Raw genomic sequence first — 18280 nt, 5'->3', positions numbered from 1 at the left:
CTTACCTGTTCAGCCACCGTGCCCTTTCTTTTTGCGCTCGCTGGGCTTTTTGTTTTTCCGGGGACGGGGGGAAGCCCCCTCCGAAGGCAGCCGCAGCTGCCCCTCAAACACCGTTGTAGCAGGGCCTTCCATCATAACAGGGGCCCCTTCCCCCGACCATTCTATGATCAGCCGGCCGCCGGGCAACACCACCTCCACCCGCTCGTCGAGCAGGCCACGCAGGCGTCCCGCCACAACCGCCGCGCAGGCGCCGGTGCCACAGGCCAGAGTCTCCCCAACGCCACGTTCAAACACCCTCAGGCGAGCATGACGACGGTCGACCACTTGAAGAAAACCGATGTTGGCCCGCGCCGGGAATGCCGGGTGGCTTTCCAGCAGCGGCCCAACCGTCTCAACCGGGGCGTCGTCAACGTTGTCCACCACCAGCACCCCGTGCGGATTCCCCATGGAGACTGCACTGAGCTCAAACGACTGATCACCGGCTGCAATCGTATAGGTGGTCTGAGCCGCGTCTGCGTCGAAGGGAATCGCCGCTGGCTCCAACTCCGGAACCCCCATATTCACGGTTACCAGACCTTCACGGCCGATTCTCAGTTCAATCACACCCTTGGCGGTCTGAACCCGGATCACCTTCTTGTTGGTCAGCCGGTTGTCGCGGACAAAACGGGCAAAACAACGGGCTCCGTTGCCACACTGTTCAACCTCGGAGCCATCGGCGTTGAAGATCCGATAACGGAAGTCCACATCCGGCATCCCCGGCGGCTCCACCACCAGCAGTTGATCGAAGCCAATACCGAAGTTCCGGTCCGCCAGCTTGCGGATCAACTCGGGCTGCAACCGGAACGGCTGGCTGATGGCATCGATAACCATGAAATCGTTGCCCAACCCGTGCATCTTGGTAAAGGTCAGCAGTGGCCCCTGGCCACGACGGTTCTGATTCATCGCAACCGTCACTCCGGCAGGCAACTTTCAGGGGCCAGCTGGTCGTCGAGGGTTTCCCGGCGACGAACCACATGGACCTGGTCGCCGTCCACCATCAGTTCCGGCGGGCGGTTGCGGGTGTTGTAGTTGGACGCCATCACAAACCCGTAGGCGCCCGCCGAGCGAACCGCCAGCAAGTCGCCCGGCGCCAGGCTGAGCGCTCTGTCCTTGCCGAGGAAATCACCGGTTTCACACACCGGCCCCACCAGGTCCCAGGCTTTTTCTTCCACATCATCCCGCTGCACCACCGGAACAATTTCCTGCCACGCGCTGTACAGCGCCGGACGAATCAGGTCATTCATAGCAGCATCAATGATGGCAAAATTGCGCTGATCAGTGCACTTCAGGAACTCCACCTTGGTAACCAGGATACCGGCATTGGCTGCAATCGAGCGGCCCGGCTCCAGCACCAGTTTGAGATCCCGGTCACCCAGGCGTTCCGCCAGCTTCGCCACATATTCGGCCGGCTCCGGTGGCTGTTCCTGGTTGTAGCGGACACCCAGCCCGCCGCCCATGTCCAGATGGCGAATACGGATACCCTGTTCGGCCAGCTGGTCAATCAACGCCAGCACCCGGTCCAGAGCATCCAGAAACGGCTCGACCGTGGTCAGCTGGGAGCCGATATGACAGTCAACGCCAATCACCTCAAGGTTGGGCATGGCGTTTGCGCGGGCATAGATGTCCGGCGCCTGACCAATGTCCACGCCAAACTTGTTTTCTTTAAGACCCGTGGAAATGTAAGGGTGGGTACCCGCATCGACGTCCGGGTTGACCCGCAGGGACACCGGCGCCCGCACACCCAGCTCACCGGCAACTTCATTGAGCCGGTCCAGTTCGGTGTCAGACTCCACGTTGAAACAGTGAACGCCCGCTTCCAGCGCCTTACGCATTTCCCAAGGCTGTTTGCCAACACCGGAGAACACTACTTTGGCGGGATCGCCCCCCGCCCGGATCACCCGCTCCAGCTCACCGGCAGACACGATATCAAAGCCCGCACCCAAGCGAGCCAAGACGTTCAGTACCGCCAGGTTGCTGTTGGCCTTGACCGCATAGCAGATCAGCCGGGAGCGGCCAGACAGGGCCTCGTCATAGGCCCGGTAGTGACGCTCCAGGGTCGCCCGGGAATACACATAGGCCGGGGTGCCAAAACGAGCGGCAATATCAGCAACAGGTACGTCTTCGGCAAACAGCTCGCCGCTGCGGTAATTGAAGTAGTCCATTCGTAATCCTGAAATAAATGTGAGAGGGCTAGCGCGTTTGCGGATCAGTGACCGCTGGGGGGCACTCCGGCTCCGGCATTGTCGTTGTCGTCGTCCTCAACCGCAGTCGCCGGCGACACCTCCGACACTGGCACCGCCAGCCCGGCGTCCCGATATAACGGTCCTTTCTGGCCACAGCCGGCCAACAGTACCTGGACGACCATCAGTAAGGTCACACATACCCTGCGATGTGCCATGGACAACTACCCTCTGGTTGCAATAACCGTCGAGTATACCTGACTGCAACGCCAGGGGGCGAGGTCAGCCTTGTTGTCTGAGTGCCCGATTCAGCGCCTGCTCCAACTGCTCGCAATGATGCAAGTACTGCGTTGTCTGCAGGATAGGCTGGTAGGCCTCCGGGTCCAGGTCATGGGGCAGGTGCAAATCTGTCAGGTACACCGGATAGAACTCGCTGGATGTCCGCCGGGCATGAATGTAATGGGCCACCGCCGGGATCAACCGGTCACCGTATTCCTCGGCGCAAAACTCCTGTTCGTCGCAGTAAATATCAAAACAGACCTTGCCCTCGCCATCCCGGACACCCACTGCCTGAACCTGCAATCCGTGCAAGGGAATATCGTCCGCCGAAAAATCACGCCGCTCGGCATACCAGCGGCCGTTTCTGGCCACCAGCTCACAGCATCGAACTTCCGTCGTCGCCAGTGGCCCGTTGAGCGCCTGCCGCAGCTGACGCCGCTCAAGCAGGTTATCCAGAAAGCGAAGCAACGGTGTCAGCAGATAACGACGACCGCTGTACTCCCGCTGCCAGCAATACAGTGACCCGGTCTCATCCAGCACCCACAAATGCGCACGCTTGCCCACCACCTGATAGAACACCTGAACGCAGCCCGGCTCTCCGTTATCAAACACACACCGTAACGGACCATGATCAACCAGGGCATAGCGATCCACCACCACCGGCGCGTACTCTGCCTGGGGCCGGCGCAGGTGATCGAGCAGGCCAGCCACCCCATCCACGACGGTAAATCCGGGATCCTTGCCGACAAACTGGAGAACAAAGTAACGACGATCGACCTCAATCACATAACGCAGGGGGTGAGGCCCGCGGCCGCCCGCAAAGAACTGCCGTACCAGGTCGCCAAACAGTTCCTGCAGACGACGGGCGATACCCTGGCCATGCCCGGGGCTATGGCTGTGCACCACCACTTTCGGCGGAAAGCGTGGGTCTTCGGCCACCGCCGCCAGTACATGTTTCAGGCTCTGGATCAGGGTGTCACCAGCGGCATAGTGCTGCAGACTCACCTCACACCAGGAGTTGAACGTGACCTGATCAATCGTCCGCACAAGGTTCTCGCGACCACCACTGAACCCCAGCGAGTCGTTCCGGCTACTGAGCTTTTGCAAACCTCGCTCGGTGAACCGAGCCTGAGGATCCAGACCGACATTCACCAGCAACAGGATGCGTAGCGGTCGAACCGGCTGTTCCAACGCCTCCCGGCCAGGAGGGCCGATCGGTGACGGCAGGTTGGTGTCGAGCACCTCCAGCAGCTCCCGGGCTTCCGCGACGCTGGCAGCGGTGGTTCCGGAACGGACATTGAGCCGGGTAGAACGATTGAGCAAACCGTTGCACTGGCACCACAACACCAGTTCCGCCAGGCTGCTGGAACGACGGATGACCGGCTGCCAGTAGGCGTCGCCTGGATTCTCCAGATCCCGGTAGAGCAACCAGGCATCGCCGTTCCCACCCTGCTCGGACTGGTGATAGAACGACAGGTTTTCCTCCGCCAGCGACGGCGCCAGGTTGGGGTTGATCAGTTCGACCTTGCCGGCCTTGCGTTGGAACACCGCATACAGTTTGCGCCCCAGCAGGTTCAGGTCACCACGGCTGATTGCGCTGTCCTGGTCGTCGCCCCGGGCGAGACGGGACAACAGCCGGTAACTGTGGGTCAGTTCGCCAACCACGTTGCGCCGCAAGGTGATTACGTCTTCGACCCGCCACCCCTGGCGGTTGTCCAGAAAGCCCAGCGCTGCGCCATCCCAGCCCCAGCCATCCACCAATGCCCGCAACAATCGTCCGCGCCACAATTCACCGGTAAACCCGGCCCGGCTCAGCGGGAAGCCGGCCTTGAGGTAGAGACTTCGTCGTACCAACTCCAGCCGTTCGGGTTCCTCCTGAAGCCAGGTTTCCAAACGGCGGTAAAGTTGCACATAGGGGTCCAGCACGTCGGGGTCGGTTTCCCCGCGGTACACTGCAGCCTTGAAGGTAAGCGCCAACGGCTCCTGGTCCGGGCTTCGGGCATAGCACTCGATCAGCAGCAGCTTCAGGATGGATTTCCAGGGCGAATCAATGCCCTTGTACAACTGCCACACACCCGCCCCGAGAAATTCCGCCGGCGGAATGGCGGGTACCGCTCCGAAGTCAATGTACTCACTGGCCCGGATAAACCGGCACTCCACCAACTGTTTGACACAGTGGTCATAGCGATACTCATCCTCCACCGGCACCAACCACCACAAGGGATAGCTGCCCCCGAGGTGGATGCCGGTGCGGTAGAATTCATCCAGCAGCAGGTAGTGCTGGGCACTGCCACAATTTTCACCCGTGACCTCCGCCCGCTGCCGCCCCTGACGCCAATCGTCCGCGGAAAATACGAAGATATTGAGTTCGACACCAAGCACTGCGGCCCACTCCGACACTTTGTCGGCTTTTCGCTCCAGGAGCCGTACCGCACGGTCCGGCAAATCTGGCCTGTGGCAGAGCCAGACATCCAGATCACTGGCCACTGAATGCCCCAACGACCCGGGACTCCCCATCAGGAACAGCGCCGTCAGGTCCGGTGGGCGTTTGCCCGAGTCCCGGTGGCGGAACGTGCGCGCCAGCCGCTGCGCAGCGCCGAGGGTCTCATCGCAAGGTTGATAGTGGTTGAGGCCAAAGGGGCAGTCGCGCTCGAAATACCCCGGCAGGGACGGATGATTGACGTGGAAAACCAGAGGCAGAATATCCAGCACCACCTGCTGACGGTACGCCAACGCCGAGCGGGCCCGCTCCCAGCGGCAGCGGTTGACCGCCACAAAGCGGTCGCGCAAACGGCGGAGGGTCTTGCGGTCAATGCCGTCATCGAAATCAAAGGCAATGGCAGGGGAATGACGACTCAAGACGACTCCGTGGGAAAGGTTCTTTCTGGGTTGAATATCAGTATGATATCCGGGCAGGGCCTGCCGTTTCTATGAGCCCAGAGTAGCAAAGATAGCACTGTAACACTGGACAGGCTTTACAACCCAGCAGGGACAACAACACGTGAAAGAGTTCTTCATCCGGCGTTACCGTTCTGAAGCGGGCCAGGGCGAAGGCCGGCGTACCCTGGTGCGCGTCGATGACCGAGGCGCGATTACCTACGCCGACAGCAATGCCGAGGCGGTTCTGGGCGTTGATGCCCCACACCTGGTCGACCACCCGATCGCACGCATCCTCGCCACCCGCCAGGACGACCCGTTTGCCAGCAGCCAGCGCCATCGGTTCAAGAGCGGTGAACCGGTACTGATTACGCTTCGCCACAAGGACGGCTATTTCTTTACCGCCGAAGTCACCCTCCGCCTTGAAGAGAAGGACTCAGACCAGCCGGCCAGCGCCCAGATCCTGTTGCGGGACCAACCTTCCCTGGACCCCCGCTTGCTGCAACTGGTGGAGGCCACTGGCGAACTGGGCATCTGGGAACTGGATCTCCAGACCAACCAGGTGAGCTGGACCGAAGGCGTGTACAACCTGATGGAGCTTCGAAGCGGTGCCGATATCACCCCGGAACAGGCCTTGTTCTACTGCCAGACCAAACAGAGCCGGATTCGCGCCCTGTTCCGCCGCTGCATTTCCCGCGGGCAGCCTTTCACCATTACCTTCGAACTGCTGACCACCCGCCAGCGCACCCGGCGAGTACAACTGACCGGGCGTGCGATCAAGTCGGGCAACCGGATCGTCAAACTGGGGGGCACCCTGGTGGATCTGACCCGGGAAATGGAACAGGAAAAGGCCGCCCACAATGCCCGCACCCTGCTGTCAGCCATCGTCGGCGCAACCCCTGACCTGGTGGCTGCTGTAGACACCGACCTCAACCTGCTCTGTTACAACGAGGCCTACAGCCGCCATTTCCAACAGGCGTTTGGCCGCGAGCCCCTCGAAGGCCAAAGCCTCAGTACACAACTTCGCGACTTCCCCAACGAACGTCGGTTGCTGGAGCGACTCTGGCACCGGGCGTTTGAAAGAGACAGTTTCGCGGTTGAGATGCCGCTGACCAGCCAGCAGGACAACGCCCAGGTTTACGAAGTTCACTATCAGAAACTGAACGGCGCCGATGGTGAGCTGATTGGAGCCGTGCACGTGGCCCGGGATATAACGGAGCGCATCCGCACCAGTGGCAGTCGCAATTACCTCAACACCCACGACCCCATCACCGGCTTGCTCAACCGACGCGAACTGATCAAACGGATGGGACGCCTGCTGGATCAGCCAGAGCACCCGGCCAGCGCCCTGCTCTACATCGACCTGGACCACTTTGCGAAGTTCAACGACAACTTTGGCAACGGCACCTGTGACCGTTATCTGCGCGAACTGGCCAGCGCCCTGGGCCTCAAGGTCCGGCAACGGGATGCCCTGGCCCGCCTGGCCGGTGACACCTTCGTGCTGCTATTGGAAAACTGCTCCGAGAGCGAAGCCCGTAAAGTCTCTCAAAACCTGCTCGATCTGGTTCAGGACTTCTCGTTTGAATGGAAAGGCGAAGTACTGAACACCACCGCCAGCGCTGGCCTGTTGGTATTGGAGGAGCGACTCCCTGAAGACCCGGAGCAGCTGCTGGCGCAGGCCGCTGACCTCTGCCACACCGCAAAGGTAGCTGGTCGCAACCGCCTGCACACTGCCAGCGCCGACTCCAAGGCCCTGCAGGAAAGCGAAGCCCGTAAGCTCTTTATTCACATCCAGAACTGTCTCGACAAGGGTGAACTGAAACTTGCGTATCAGGCCCTGAGGCCCGTGGCCAGTGCCACCTGGGGCGACCACATCGAAATTCTGGCGCGCTTTCGCGGCCTCAATGAAGGCGACGAATGGTTAAAACCAGAACGGTTCCTGCCGATCGCCGAACGCTTCGACCTCGCCAGGCGCATCGACCGGGAAGTTATTCGCCAGACTCTGGCCTGGTTAGGCGAACACAAGCTGCTGGAGCCTCGACTGAAGTACTGCGGATTTAACCTGTCGCTGGCCAGCGTCCTGGATGACAGTTTTGGCGATTTCCTTCAGGAATTGCTCGCCGCCAGCAATTTCAGCAACGACAGTTTCTGCATGGAAATTAGTGAAAGCCACGCCAGCCAGTATCCGGATGAGGTGGCGGTACTCTGCGACACCCTCCATGACCTGGGGTGCCAGGTAGCTCTGGATGGAGCTGGCGCCTCGGTGGGCAGCTACACCCTGGCGTCGCGACTACCGGTGGACATTATCAAACTGGATCGCAGCATGATGACCCAGCTGCACCAAGACCCGGTGCAACAGGTGATGGTGGAAGCGATGCACAAGATCGCCGCTTCGGCAGGCAAGCTGACGGTCGCAACGTTCATTGAGAACGACGACACACTGCGCAAAGCCAGAACCCTGGGCCTGCACTTTGGCCAGGGCTACCGCCTGCACAAGCCCCAGCCACTGGAAGCGCTGGCGCCTGTGCAATGGGACGTACCCCAGGCGGGCGCTTAGCCCGCCAGCGCGGCCCGGGCCCGGGCTACAGCAGCACGAACCTGCGCGGGCGCGGTTCCACCCAGGTGGTCACGGGCCTGGACAGACCCTTCCAGGGTCAGCACTCCGAACACGTCATCAGCGATGATGTCCGAGAACTGTTGCAACTCGGCCAGAGTCATCTCTGACAGGTCACGGCGCTCGGCCACCCCAAAAGCAACGGCCTTGCCAACCACTTCATGGGCATCACGGAACGGCATGCCCTTCTTGACCAGGTAGTCCGCGAGGTCGGTGGCTGTGGAGAAACCACGCTTGGCCGCTTCACGCATGTTGTCCACCTTGGCGGTAATGGCCGGCACCATATCGGCATAGGCCTTGAGGCAGCCTTTGACGGTGTCGATGGTATCGAACAGCGGTTCCTTGTCTTCCTGGTTGTCCTTGTTATAGGCCAGCGGCTGACTTTTCATCAGGGTCAGCAGGCTGACCAGATGGCCATTCACACGGCCGGTTTTGCCACGCACCAGCTCAGGCACATCGGGGTTCTTCTTCTGCGGCATGATTGATGAACCCGTGCAGAAGCGATCCGGCAAGTCAATGAAATCGAACTGAGCCGACGTCCACAGCACCAGCTCTTCACTGAAGCGGGACATGTGAGTCATCAACAGCGCGGCAAAGCTGCAGAATTCGATGGCGAAGTCACGGTCACTGACCGAGTCCAGAGAGTTCTCGCTGGGGCGGTCAAAGCCCAGCAGGCGGGCGGTGATGGTTCGGTCGATCGGATAGGTGGTACCGGCCAGGGCCGCGGCACCCAGAGGCATCACGTTGACTCGCTTGCGGCAGTCCTGCAGACGGTCAGCATCACGGACCAGCATCTCGTACCAGGCCAGCAGGTGATGACCAAAGGTCACCGGCTGGGCCGTCTGCAAATGGGTGAAGCCCGGCATGATGGTGTCAGCCTCACGCTCAGCCAGGTCCAGCAGGCCCGCGCGCAGGCGGGTCAGCTCTTCGGCAATCACATCAATTTCGTCACGCAGGTACAGGCGGATATCGGTAGCAACCTGGTCGTTACGGCTGCGCCCGGTGTGCAGTTTCTTACCGGTGATGCCAATACGATCGGTCAGACGGGCCTCAACGTTCATGTGCACGTCTTCCAGGCTGACCGACCACTCAAACTTACCCGCTTCGATATCGGCCTTGACCGCTTCCAGGCCCTCAATGATCTGCAGCTTCTCCTCATCCGTCAGCACACCGACTTCCGCCAGCATAGTGGCATGGGCAATGGAACCGGTGATGTCGTGATGGTACAGGCGCTGGTCAAAGCCTACCGAGGCGGTAAAACGCTCGACAAAAGCGTCCGTGGGTTCGCTGAAGCGGCCACCCCAGGGTTTTTCGGAGGTCTTGCTTGAATCCGTCATGATCTACTCTTTCCTGCTGACAGCCCGGCATCCAGGAGATTGGCTGAGTCTCCCAATTTACGGACATGGGTTTGCGGATATGGGTCAAATCGGGGGATTATAGCACCCTCAGGGGTGGCCACGGCCAGCGGTCACCCAGAGCACAAGGACGACAACCACAACCATGTCAAAACGACCCACGGCTTCCAGACCCGCCGAAGCCCTGAGCAACGACTTTTTTGTGCCGGACCTTTGCCGGGTGCGCGCGGTATTCATGCTCCTGGTGACCAGCGAACTGATGGTTCTGCTGCTGGCCGTCGTCCACTCCCAAAACCAGTGGATCGACTGGAATTACTTCGGCCTGCTGTCGTTGTTCGTGCAGTGGACCGTACTGACCAGCGCGGCACTGATCTGCATCCTGCGCCCCTGGTTCAGCCGCCTGTCGACCGCCCGGGCCACGATCCTGATAACACTGCTGGTGCTGGCCGATGTTTTTGCCTTCAGCCTGTTCGCCGACAACGTACTGAACCCGGAACCGGGCATCACCGGCTGGCTGGCGATCGGCAAGAAACTGCTGGCCGCACTCATCATTACCCTGATGGTATTGCGATATTTCTACCTGCAGTTCCAGTGGCAGCAGCAACGGCAGTCGGAAATGCAGGCACGACTGGCCGCCCTCCAGGCCCGCATCCATCCGCATTTCCTGTTCAACAGCATGAACACCATCGCCAGCCTGATCAGCACTCGCCCGGAACAGGCTGAAGATGCCGTACTGGATCTGTCCGAACTGTTCCGTGCCAGCCTGCGCACCCAGGATCGCCTGATCAGCCTGGATGAAGAGCTGGCCTTGTGCCGCCGTTATCTGATGATTGAGGGATTGCGTCTTGGCGATCGCCTGGAGGTGGACTGGCAGGTCGAAGCGGGCCTCGAACGGCAGGCTATTCCGCCACTGACCCTGCAACCGCTGGTGGAGAATGCGATTTACCACGGCATCCAACCCAACCCCAAAGGCGGAACCGTCCGCATTGTTGGCTATCGGCGGGGTGACTCGGTCTATGTACTGGTGCAGAATCCAAAGCCAACAGACGACCAGCGACGGCATAACGGCAACCGTATGGCCCTGGACAACATCCAGTCACGCCTGTTAGCCCTGTTTGGCGAAACCGCGGTGCTTAAGCAGAGCCACCAGAACGACATCTACACCGTGACCCTGCGATTGCCAAAGCACACAGTGCCCAGCCAGGGCCGGCAAACCCGGCTCAGCCCGCACTAACCGTAACCCAGACAAGTGGCGACATGACCAACAAAAAAGTCCTCATAGCCGATGACGAACCCCTGGCCCGTGAACGAATCCACCGGCTCGTCGATGCGCTGCCGGAGTTTACCGTCTGCGCTGAAGCCAGCGATGGCCACGAGGCGCTGTCACTCACTGCAGAACATGGCCCTGACGTCGTGCTGCTCGACATTCGCATGCCCGGCATGGACGGTCTGGAAGCCGCGGAACGGCTAAGCGCCCTCGAGCAGCCGCCGGCCATCATTTTCTGTACCGCCTACGACCATTACGCCATAACCGCGTTTGAGGTCCAGGCGGTAGCCTACCTGCTCAAACCGGTCCGCCGCGAGGCCTTGGCCGACGCCCTGACCAAAGCGGGCCGGGTCAACCGCCTGCAGCTGCAGTCAATCCAGAGCCGGGATCAGGAAAGCGGCGCCCAACTGGCCATTCGCACCCACCGAGGCACAGAGCTGATCGACCTCGCCCAGGTGTTCTACTGCGAAGCGGATCAGAAGTACGTCACCATCCACCACCACCATGGCGAAAGCGTCACCGATCACACCCTGAAGGAACTCGAAGGTCGCTTTCCCGACGAGCTGCTGCGCATCCACCGACACACTCTGGTGGGGGTACGCCACATCCAGGGCCTGACCCGTAACAACGACGGCCACTGGTTCCTCAACCTGAGTGATCGCAGCACCGCGCTGCCGGTCAGCCGCCGCCATGCCGGCTCGGTCCGGGAGTGGCTGGAAAAGCACCGTCCCCTATAGTGGACAACGCCCAGATCAGGGCGCGCCCGGCAGCGGCCACAACGGGACTTTTTCGCGCTAACGGGTTAACCTTGTCCCTTCAAATTTGAACAACCAGGCCATACGAACGAGCATGTCACAACAGACCCCTTCCCAACGAACACTTCGCATCGCCACACGCAACAGTGCCCTGGCATTGTGGCAGGCGGAATTCATCAAGGCCGAGCTGGAGCGCCTGCACAGCCACATCCGCGTTGAGCTGATTGGCTTCAAGACTCAGGGCGACAAGATCCTTGATGTCCCGCTCGCCAAGATCGGGGGCAAGGGCCTGTTTGTGAAAGAACTCGAAGAAGCCATGCTCGACGGCCGGGCTGACCTCGCTGTGCACTCCATGAAGGATGTCCCGATGGAGTTTCCCGAAGGCCTGGGGCTCGTCGCCATCTGCGAACGGGAAGACCCCACCGACGCCTTCGTCAGCAACCAGTACAGTAATCTCGACGAGCTGCCTCAAGGCGCGGTGGTTGGCACCGCCAGTATGCGCCGGGAAGCCCAGCTTCGGGCCAATCGCCCTGACCTTCAGATCCGTTCGCTACGGGGCAACGTCAACACTCGCCTGGCCAAGCTCGACGCAGGTGAATACGATGCCATCATCCTGGCCAGCTCCGGCCTGAAACGTCTTGGCTTTAACGATCGTATTCGCAGTCAGCTCCCCGACACCCTTTCCCTGCCAGCCGTGGGCCAGGGCGCACTGGGGCTTGAGTGCCGGCTGGACGATCAGGAACTGATTGACCTGCTTGCCCCTCTCAACCACGCCGATTCCTGGGACCGGGTGCGCGCCGAACGCGCCCTGAATCGCCGCCTGGAAGGGGGATGCCAGGTACCTATCGCCGCCTACGCCCTGCTTGAGGATGACAACACCCTGTGGCTCCGAGGCCTGGTTGGTTCGGTGGACGGCAAAGAAATCCTGCGGGTGGAAGGCCGCGCTCCCCGGGCGGAAGGCGAACGCCTTGGCCGAGAGTTGGCTGAAGATCTGCTCGCCTTGGGCGCCGACCGAATTCTCGCCGACATCTATGGCCGCAACGCAGAATAAGCACGGCCCGCTAAGTGGGCGTCGCATCCTCGTGTGCCGCCCCGAGCCCGAAGCCAGCCGCCTGACTGCCAGCCTGGAAGCCGCTGGCGCAGAGGCTCGGGCGCTGCCCCTGCTGGAACGGGCGGCCCTGCCGGACTCCCCGGAACAGCGAACCCTCATCCAGAGCCTCGATCAGTTTCACCACATCATCGCCGTTAGCCCCTACGCCGCCCGTCTGTTGCTAGAGCTGCTGGATACCTGGTGGCCCCAGCCCCCGATGGGCATTCACTGGTATGGCGTGGGTGCCGGTACCGCCTCGGTTCTGTCAGAGGCAGGCCTGGCAACTTCCTGGCCGGAAGGGGGTGTCGACAGCGAAGCGCTGCTGGCCATGCCCTCGCTGAACCAGGTAGACGGAGAGCGAGTGTTACTGGTTCGAGGCGAGACCGGCCGCGAGCTGATACACGACACTCTGCGCCAGCGCGGCGCCGACGTATCCATCCTTCCCCTCTATCGGAGGCAGTGCCCGCCTCAGGCCAAACAACAGCTGCCACGACTACTGGCCAGTTTTGAACCCGACGCGGTGGTGGTACTCTCAGGGGAAACATTGAACAATTTCATCGCACTGGGTCAGAATAGTGACCATACTCTAAACCAACGGTTGATGGTGGTACCGGCGTTACGCATTGCAGAGCAAGCTGCCAACCAGGGCTTCCGGAACACCTGCGTTCCCGACACCCTGACCGATCAGGGCATCATCGCAGCCGTCGCAGAGTATTTCGCAGCTAACCCAGGGGAACTGCCACCCCATGGCCCAGACAAGCCTAGCAAGTAAGGACGCCTGTGACTGAATCTAATGCCCAACTGCCTGCCCCAGTGGCACCGACGACCCCGGCTCCACGCGCCCGGCTCTGGCCACTGTGGCTGCTGGTCATCCTTTCCCTGATTCTTGGCGCAGGCATGGCGCTGTGGAGCTGGCAACAGTGGCAATACCAACAACGCCTTGAGCTGGCATTGACCCACCTGCAAGACGCCAACGAGCAGCTCCAAAGCTCCACCTCCCAAACCGTCAACGAACGTACCGAACGCTTACGCAGTCTGGAACAAAGCCTGTCAGCCCAGCAGGGACGACTAGCCACCCAGCAGCGACAGATCGACCACAATGCCAGGGAACTGCTCGCCGCAGGCAACCGCACCCGGACCGACTGGTTGCTCGCCGAGGCTGAATACCTGATCCGTATTGCCAACCAGCGCCTGCAGATCGAGAAGGATATCATTGGCGCCCTATCGGCCTTGAAAGCCGCCGATGAGGTACTGAAGGACTCCGATGACGTCGGTGTCTACCCGGTTCGCCAGCAGCTGGCCCGGGAAATCCTCAGCCTGAAGGCCATTGAAGGTGTCGACCGGACCGGGCTTTACCTCACCCTGGAAGCAACCATCGAACGCATTCAGCAGCTAACGGACGACAGCCTGAACCAGGCAGCACCACCACAAGCAGAAACACCGGCGACTGATGCCGCACTGGTCCGCGAAGGAGAGCCAAGCCTGTTCCGGGTAGCCTGGGACAAAGTCCTGACCACGCTCAAGGGTGTGGTTGTGGTTCGGCGCCTTGATCAGCCGGTGCAACCGCTGATGTCCCCCGAACAGAGCGCCTATGCCCGCCTCAACATGCAACTCATGCTGGAAGAGGCAGAGATGGCAGTACTGCGTGGTAATCAGACCCTCTACAACCGCGCCCTCGCCAAGGCCGAGAGCGCACTGGCCCAATGGTACGACGGCAGTGACCAGCGGGTGAAAGCTTTGCTTGAGACCCTCACCGAACTGTCCCAGCGACAGGTTGACCCGGAATTGCCCGACATCAGCGAATCCCTCACTCTGCTCAAGGCACGGGTTAACGGCCGCCTGAACACCGAAAGCACGCCGGCTGAGGCGCAAAGCGGAGGCGCCGACGCATGATCCGCCTGCTGCTGATCGTCCTGGTTGCCCTATCTCTCGGCGTCGCCCTGGCCATGGGGGTCCAGTACGACCTCGGCTATATCCGTATTAGCCTCGGCCACTATCTGGTCGAGACCAATTTTTGGGTCGGAGCCGCCTTAATTACCTTGCTGGTTGCTGGCCTCCTGTTTCTGGCAGCAATGGCCCGTCGCCTGACTCGCCGAAGTGGCCTGCTCACCGGCTGGCTGGCCCAGGGCAATCAACGCCGCGCCCGTCGCCGCACCACCCAGGGCCTGCTGGCCCTGGCCGAAGGTAATTGGCCCCGGGCACACAAGCTCCTCGAGGCTTCCGCCAGCAGCGCCGATACGCCGCTGATTAACTACCTGGCGGCCGCACAGGCTGCATTTGAGTGTGGCGAGCACGATCAGGTTGATGAGCTGTTGCGCAAGGCTTACGAAAGCACCCCGGGTTCAGACATGGCGGTGGGCATCACACAGGCCCAGCTGCAGCTGGCGGGAAACCGCTTGGAACAGGCCCTCGCCACGTTGCTTCGGCTGCGCAAGCAGGCACCGCACCACCCGTTTGTCCTCAAGCTGCTTAAAACCACCTACGTAAAGCTGGAAGACTGGCGCGAGCTGTCGCGGCTGCTGCCGGAGCTACGCAAACGCGGCCTGGTCAGCGAGGAAGAACGTACTGAACTGGAACGCACCATCTGGCACAACCTGATGCAAAAGGCCGCTGCGGAGTGCCGACGTCAGTCCGACAGCCCAACGGCCAACCTGGAACCACTGACGCGGTTGTGGGATGAGCTTCCGGGAGTGGTTCGTCGGGATGAGCAAAGCATTCGCGAATATGGCCAGCTATTGGCGGAACTCGGCGACGAGGCTCAGGCAGAAACCTTGCTGCGCAAGGTGCTGCGCAATCACTGGAGCGACGAGCTGGTCAACCTCTATGGTCGCATCAAGGGTAGTCAGCCTGATGAGCAGCTGCTGGCGGCAGAACGCTGGCTGCAGGACCGCCCCAACAATGCCGAGCTGTTGCTGGCACTGGGGCGCTTGAGCTTGCGCAATGAATTGTGGGGAAAAGCGAGGGAGTACTTTGAGACCAGCCTGAAGATGCGCCGCAGTCAGGAAACCCTGGCCGAGCTGAGCCGCCTCAATGCCCACATGGGAGAAGACCAGTCCAGCGTGAAGCTGCTGATGCAGGGGCTGGTTCAGGACAATGGTCTGCCCGACCTGCCCATGCCCAAGGCCTGACCGGGCCTGTCCCGGGTGCTGAGGAATCAGCCCCGGGGTGCGTATTCCAACACGTCAGAAAAGAACGCAGGCTGCGGTAGCCCCGCAGCCAACAACTCATCCATCAGCGTGTAGACCATCGCGGGTGAACCGCTGGCATGGACTTCCACGTTCTGCCAGTCCGCCCCTGAATTCAACACCGCCTGCACCAGCTGTTCGTGGTGCCCGGCCCAGTCATTGTCCTCATCATCGCCCACCACCGGAACAAACCGAAAACCCAACCATTGCTGTTGCCACTGCTCCGCCAGAGAGCGCAGGTACATATCGGCCTGACGCCGAACGCCCCAGAACAGAGTGGTTGGCTGGTCGAAGCGGGTTTCCCGAAGGTAGTCCACCATCCCCTTCATTTGCGCGAAACCGGTGCCTGCGGCCACCATCAGCACTGGCCGATCTGGCGCCGCTGCCAGGCAGGCCTTGCCGTGGGGCAGTTCCAGTTTGATGCTGCTTTCCGTTCTCAGGGCATCGATGATCCGCTGGGCAGACTCCCACTCTGGCGACGCCTGGACGTGAAGCTCGATGTTTTCTGCAAGCGGGCTACTGGCGATGGAGAAGTAACTCGGCTCACTCTCCGGTAGCAGGATGGCCAGGTACTGGCCGGCATGAAACTTCAGCTCCCGCCGTCGCGGCAGGCTGAGTTCCACCCGGTGTACATCGTGGCTGATCGCCTCAATCGCAACGACCCGGGCTTCAAAAATTTTTGCTGGGTTCTGTCCTGGGGACATAACGGCTGGAATCTCCAGTTCGAGGGTGGCCCTGGCCTGGCTTCGACACATCATCAGCCGGGCACCCGGGGCAACCTCCTGTTGGTTTCGGGTATTCACCGCCCGGCCAACAACTAGCCGGGCTTCACAGATTTCGCAGACTCCGTTGCGACAGGCGGCGGGAACAGCAATACCTGCCGCTGCCGCCGCCGAGAGCAAATCCTCATCAGGCCCGCTGGTGAATGACACGTCGGCAGGAGACAGCGTCACCCGGTATGGCACGACGGTATCACTCAACGCCGGGATCGCCGCTGCCGGGGCAATCGGCAACGAGGGGCTTGGGCTGGGGAATATCAATCCCCAACTGATCCCAAAGCTCGTCCACCCGGGTCCGGACCTCGTCGGTCATGGTAATCGGGGTACCCCATTCGCGAGTGGTTTCACCGGGCCATTTGTTGGTAGCATCCAAGCCCATCTTGGACCCCAGCCCCGCCACCGGCGAGGCGAAATCCAGGTAGTCAATCGGGGTATTGTCGACCATCACGGTATCCCGTGACGGGTCCATCCGGGTGGTGATCGCCCAGATCACATCGTTCCAGTCCCGGGCATTCACATCGTCGTCCGTCACGATCACGAACTTGGTGTACATGAACTGCCGCAGGAACGACCATACCCCCATCATCACCCGTTTGGCATGACCCGGGTACTGCTTCTTCATGGTCACCACCGCCAGCCGGTAGGAACACCCTTCCGGCGGCAGGTAGAAATCCACAATCTCCGGGAACTGCTTCTGCAGGATCGGGATAAACACTTCGTTCAGGGCCACCCCAAGAATAGCTGGCTCATCCGGTGGGCGACCGGTGTAGGTGCTGTGGTATATGGGGTTCCTGCGGTGGGTCACACGTTCCACGGTGAAGACCGGGAACTGCTCCACTTCGTTGTAGTAACCAGTGTGATCACCAAAGGGTCCTTCCGGAGCCATGTCCTCTGGATAGATAAACCCTTCCAGTACAATTTCCGCGCTGGCCGGGACCTGAAGATCGCTCAGTCCGGCTTTGACCACCTCGGTACGCCCACCACGCAAAAGGCCAGCGAAGGCATACTCCGACAGGGTATCCGGAACCGGGGTGACCGCACCCAGAATGGTGGCAGGATCAGCACCCAGGGCAACCGCGACCGGGAATGGCTCGCCGGGGTGGGCCTGCTGCCACTCCTGAAAGTCCAGCGCGCCGCCACGATGGCTGAGCCAACGCATGATCAGCCGGTTACGACCAATCAGCTGCTGGCGATAGATACCCAGGTTCTGCCGTTCCTTGTGGGGCCCACGGGTGATCACCAGCGGCCAGGTCACCAACGGTGCGGCGTCGCCTGGCCAGCAGTGTTGGATGGGAATCTGATACAGGTCGACCTGGTCTTTCTCGATGATCACTTCCTGGCAGGGCGCCGAACGCAGCACCTTGGGACTCATCTTCAGTACCTGGCGAAACACCGGCAGCTTTTCGAGGGCGTCACGGAAGCCTTTTGGGGGATCAGGTTCTTTCAGAAATGCCAACAGCTTGCCGACCTCGCGCAGGGCGGTGACGTTGTCCTGCCCCATCCCCATAGCCACCCGCTTCGGGGTTCCGAACAGGTTAGCCAGGACCGGCATGGAGTGCCCCTTGGGGTTCTCGAACAACAACGCCGGGCCGCCAGCCCGCAGGGTGCGGTCACAGATCTCGGTCATTTCAAGGTAGGGATCGACTTCCACGCTGATGCGTTTCAGCTCACCCTGCTTCTCGAGTTGCTCGATAAAGTCACGCAGGTCGCGGTATTTCATGGGAGTTTACGGCCTTGTTCCTGTTCAGGGTGCTGCCGAATACAGGCTTATTAATGACGGAGAAGGACGAGCTGGGATAGTGCTCCCCCACCCCGTTGTATGCTTGGGAGAAGCCCTCGGCAGGCCAACGCATAGTGAGA

General features: G+C 61.0%; 14 protein-coding genes. 7 read left to right on the top strand and 7 right to left on the bottom strand.

The window, feature by feature from the left end:
• Positions 1–9: 9 nt before the first annotated feature.
• The 4 genes from dapF to BMZ67_RS04945 form a co-directional block, all read right to left on the bottom strand.
• Positions 10–942, bottom strand: a complete 933-nt coding sequence (gene dapF, locus BMZ67_RS04955) for a diaminopimelate epimerase (protein ID WP_092020765.1) — start codon at positions 940–942, stop codon at positions 10–12.
• A gap of 8 nt (positions 943–950) precedes the next feature.
• On the bottom strand, positions 951–2201 hold the full coding sequence (lysA, locus tag BMZ67_RS04950) for a diaminopimelate decarboxylase (RefSeq protein WP_092020764.1): 1251 nt from the start codon (positions 2199–2201) through the stop codon (positions 951–953).
• 44 nt (positions 2202–2245) lie between these two features.
• Positions 2246–2437 (bottom strand): LPS translocon maturation chaperone LptM, encoded by a 192-nt coding sequence (lptM, locus tag BMZ67_RS18465; protein ID WP_139214328.1) that lies wholly within the window; start codon positions 2435–2437, stop codon positions 2246–2248.
• A 64-nt stretch (positions 2438–2501) separates the two neighbouring features.
• A complete protein-coding gene (locus BMZ67_RS04945; RefSeq protein WP_092020763.1) occupies positions 2502–5357 on the bottom strand; it encodes a class I adenylate cyclase in 2856 nt (951 codons plus the stop codon).
• Positions 5358–5499: 142 nt separating this feature from the next.
• Between BMZ67_RS04945 and BMZ67_RS04940 the strand changes: the two genes are divergently transcribed.
• Positions 5500–7932: an EAL domain-containing protein gene (locus BMZ67_RS04940; RefSeq protein ID WP_092020762.1), complete on the top strand. Its 2433-nt coding sequence runs from the start codon at positions 5500–5502 to the stop codon at positions 7930–7932.
• On the opposite strand, the gene argH is transcribed toward BMZ67_RS04940, so the two are convergent.
• Entirely contained in the window at positions 7929–9326 is a 1398-nt protein-coding gene (gene argH, locus BMZ67_RS04935) for an argininosuccinate lyase (protein WP_092020761.1), read from the bottom strand. The two genes, BMZ67_RS04940 and argH, sit on opposite strands and share 4 nt — an antisense overlap.
• 163 nt (positions 9327–9489) lie before the next feature.
• On the opposite strand from argH, the gene BMZ67_RS04930 reads away from it, so the two are divergent.
• The 6 genes from BMZ67_RS04930 to BMZ67_RS04905 all read left to right on the top strand — a co-directional run bounded on the left by BMZ67_RS04930 (position 9490) and on the right by BMZ67_RS04905 (position 15584).
• Positions 9490–10578, top strand: a complete 1089-nt coding sequence (locus tag BMZ67_RS04930) for a sensor histidine kinase (RefSeq protein ID WP_092020760.1) — start codon at positions 9490–9492, stop codon at positions 10576–10578.
• Between the two features lie 23 nt (positions 10579–10601).
• Positions 10602–11348, top strand: coding sequence for a LytR/AlgR family response regulator transcription factor (locus tag BMZ67_RS04925; protein WP_092020759.1), 747 nt, complete (start codon positions 10602–10604; stop codon positions 11346–11348).
• 112 nt (positions 11349–11460) lie between these two features.
• Positions 11461–12417, top strand: a complete 957-nt coding sequence (gene hemC / locus BMZ67_RS04920) for a hydroxymethylbilane synthase (protein ID WP_092020758.1) — start codon at positions 11461–11463, stop codon at positions 12415–12417.
• Entirely contained in the window at positions 12398–13228 is an 831-nt protein-coding gene (locus BMZ67_RS04915) for a uroporphyrinogen-III synthase (RefSeq protein WP_092020757.1), read from the top strand. The genes hemC and BMZ67_RS04915 overlap by 20 nt, the downstream gene beginning before the upstream one ends.
• 8 nt (positions 13229–13236) lie before the next feature.
• Entirely contained in the window at positions 13237–14349 is a 1113-nt protein-coding gene (locus tag BMZ67_RS04910; RefSeq protein ID WP_245749872.1) for a uroporphyrinogen-III C-methyltransferase, read from the top strand.
• The gene (locus BMZ67_RS04905) at positions 14346–15584 is read left to right on the top strand and encodes a heme biosynthesis HemY N-terminal domain-containing protein (RefSeq protein WP_092020756.1); all 1239 of its coding nucleotides are present in this window, start codon (positions 14346–14348) and stop codon (positions 15582–15584) included. The genes BMZ67_RS04910 and BMZ67_RS04905 overlap by 4 nt, the downstream gene beginning before the upstream one ends.
• Before the next feature lie 26 nt (positions 15585–15610).
• Here BMZ67_RS04905 and BMZ67_RS04900 read toward each other — a convergent pair whose 3' ends face one another.
• On the bottom strand, positions 15611–16621 hold the full coding sequence (locus BMZ67_RS04900; protein ID WP_175481828.1) for a 2Fe-2S iron-sulfur cluster-binding protein: 1011 nt from the start codon (positions 16619–16621) through the stop codon (positions 15611–15613).
• Positions 16614–18140: a 4-hydroxy-3-polyprenylbenzoate decarboxylase gene (gene ubiD, locus BMZ67_RS04895; protein ID WP_092020755.1), complete on the bottom strand. Its 1527-nt coding sequence runs from the start codon at positions 18138–18140 to the stop codon at positions 16614–16616. Before ubiD ends, BMZ67_RS04900 begins: the two co-directional genes overlap by 8 nt.
• Between the last annotated feature and the right edge of the window lie 140 nt (positions 18141–18280).

This window comes from Marinobacter zhejiangensis, from assembly GCF_900114775.1.
Classification (GTDB): Bacteria; Pseudomonadota; Gammaproteobacteria; order Pseudomonadales; family Oleiphilaceae; genus Marinobacter; species Marinobacter zhejiangensis.
Note: the sequence above shows the minus strand (reverse complement) of the source record. Positions and strands in the feature narration are given on the sequence as shown.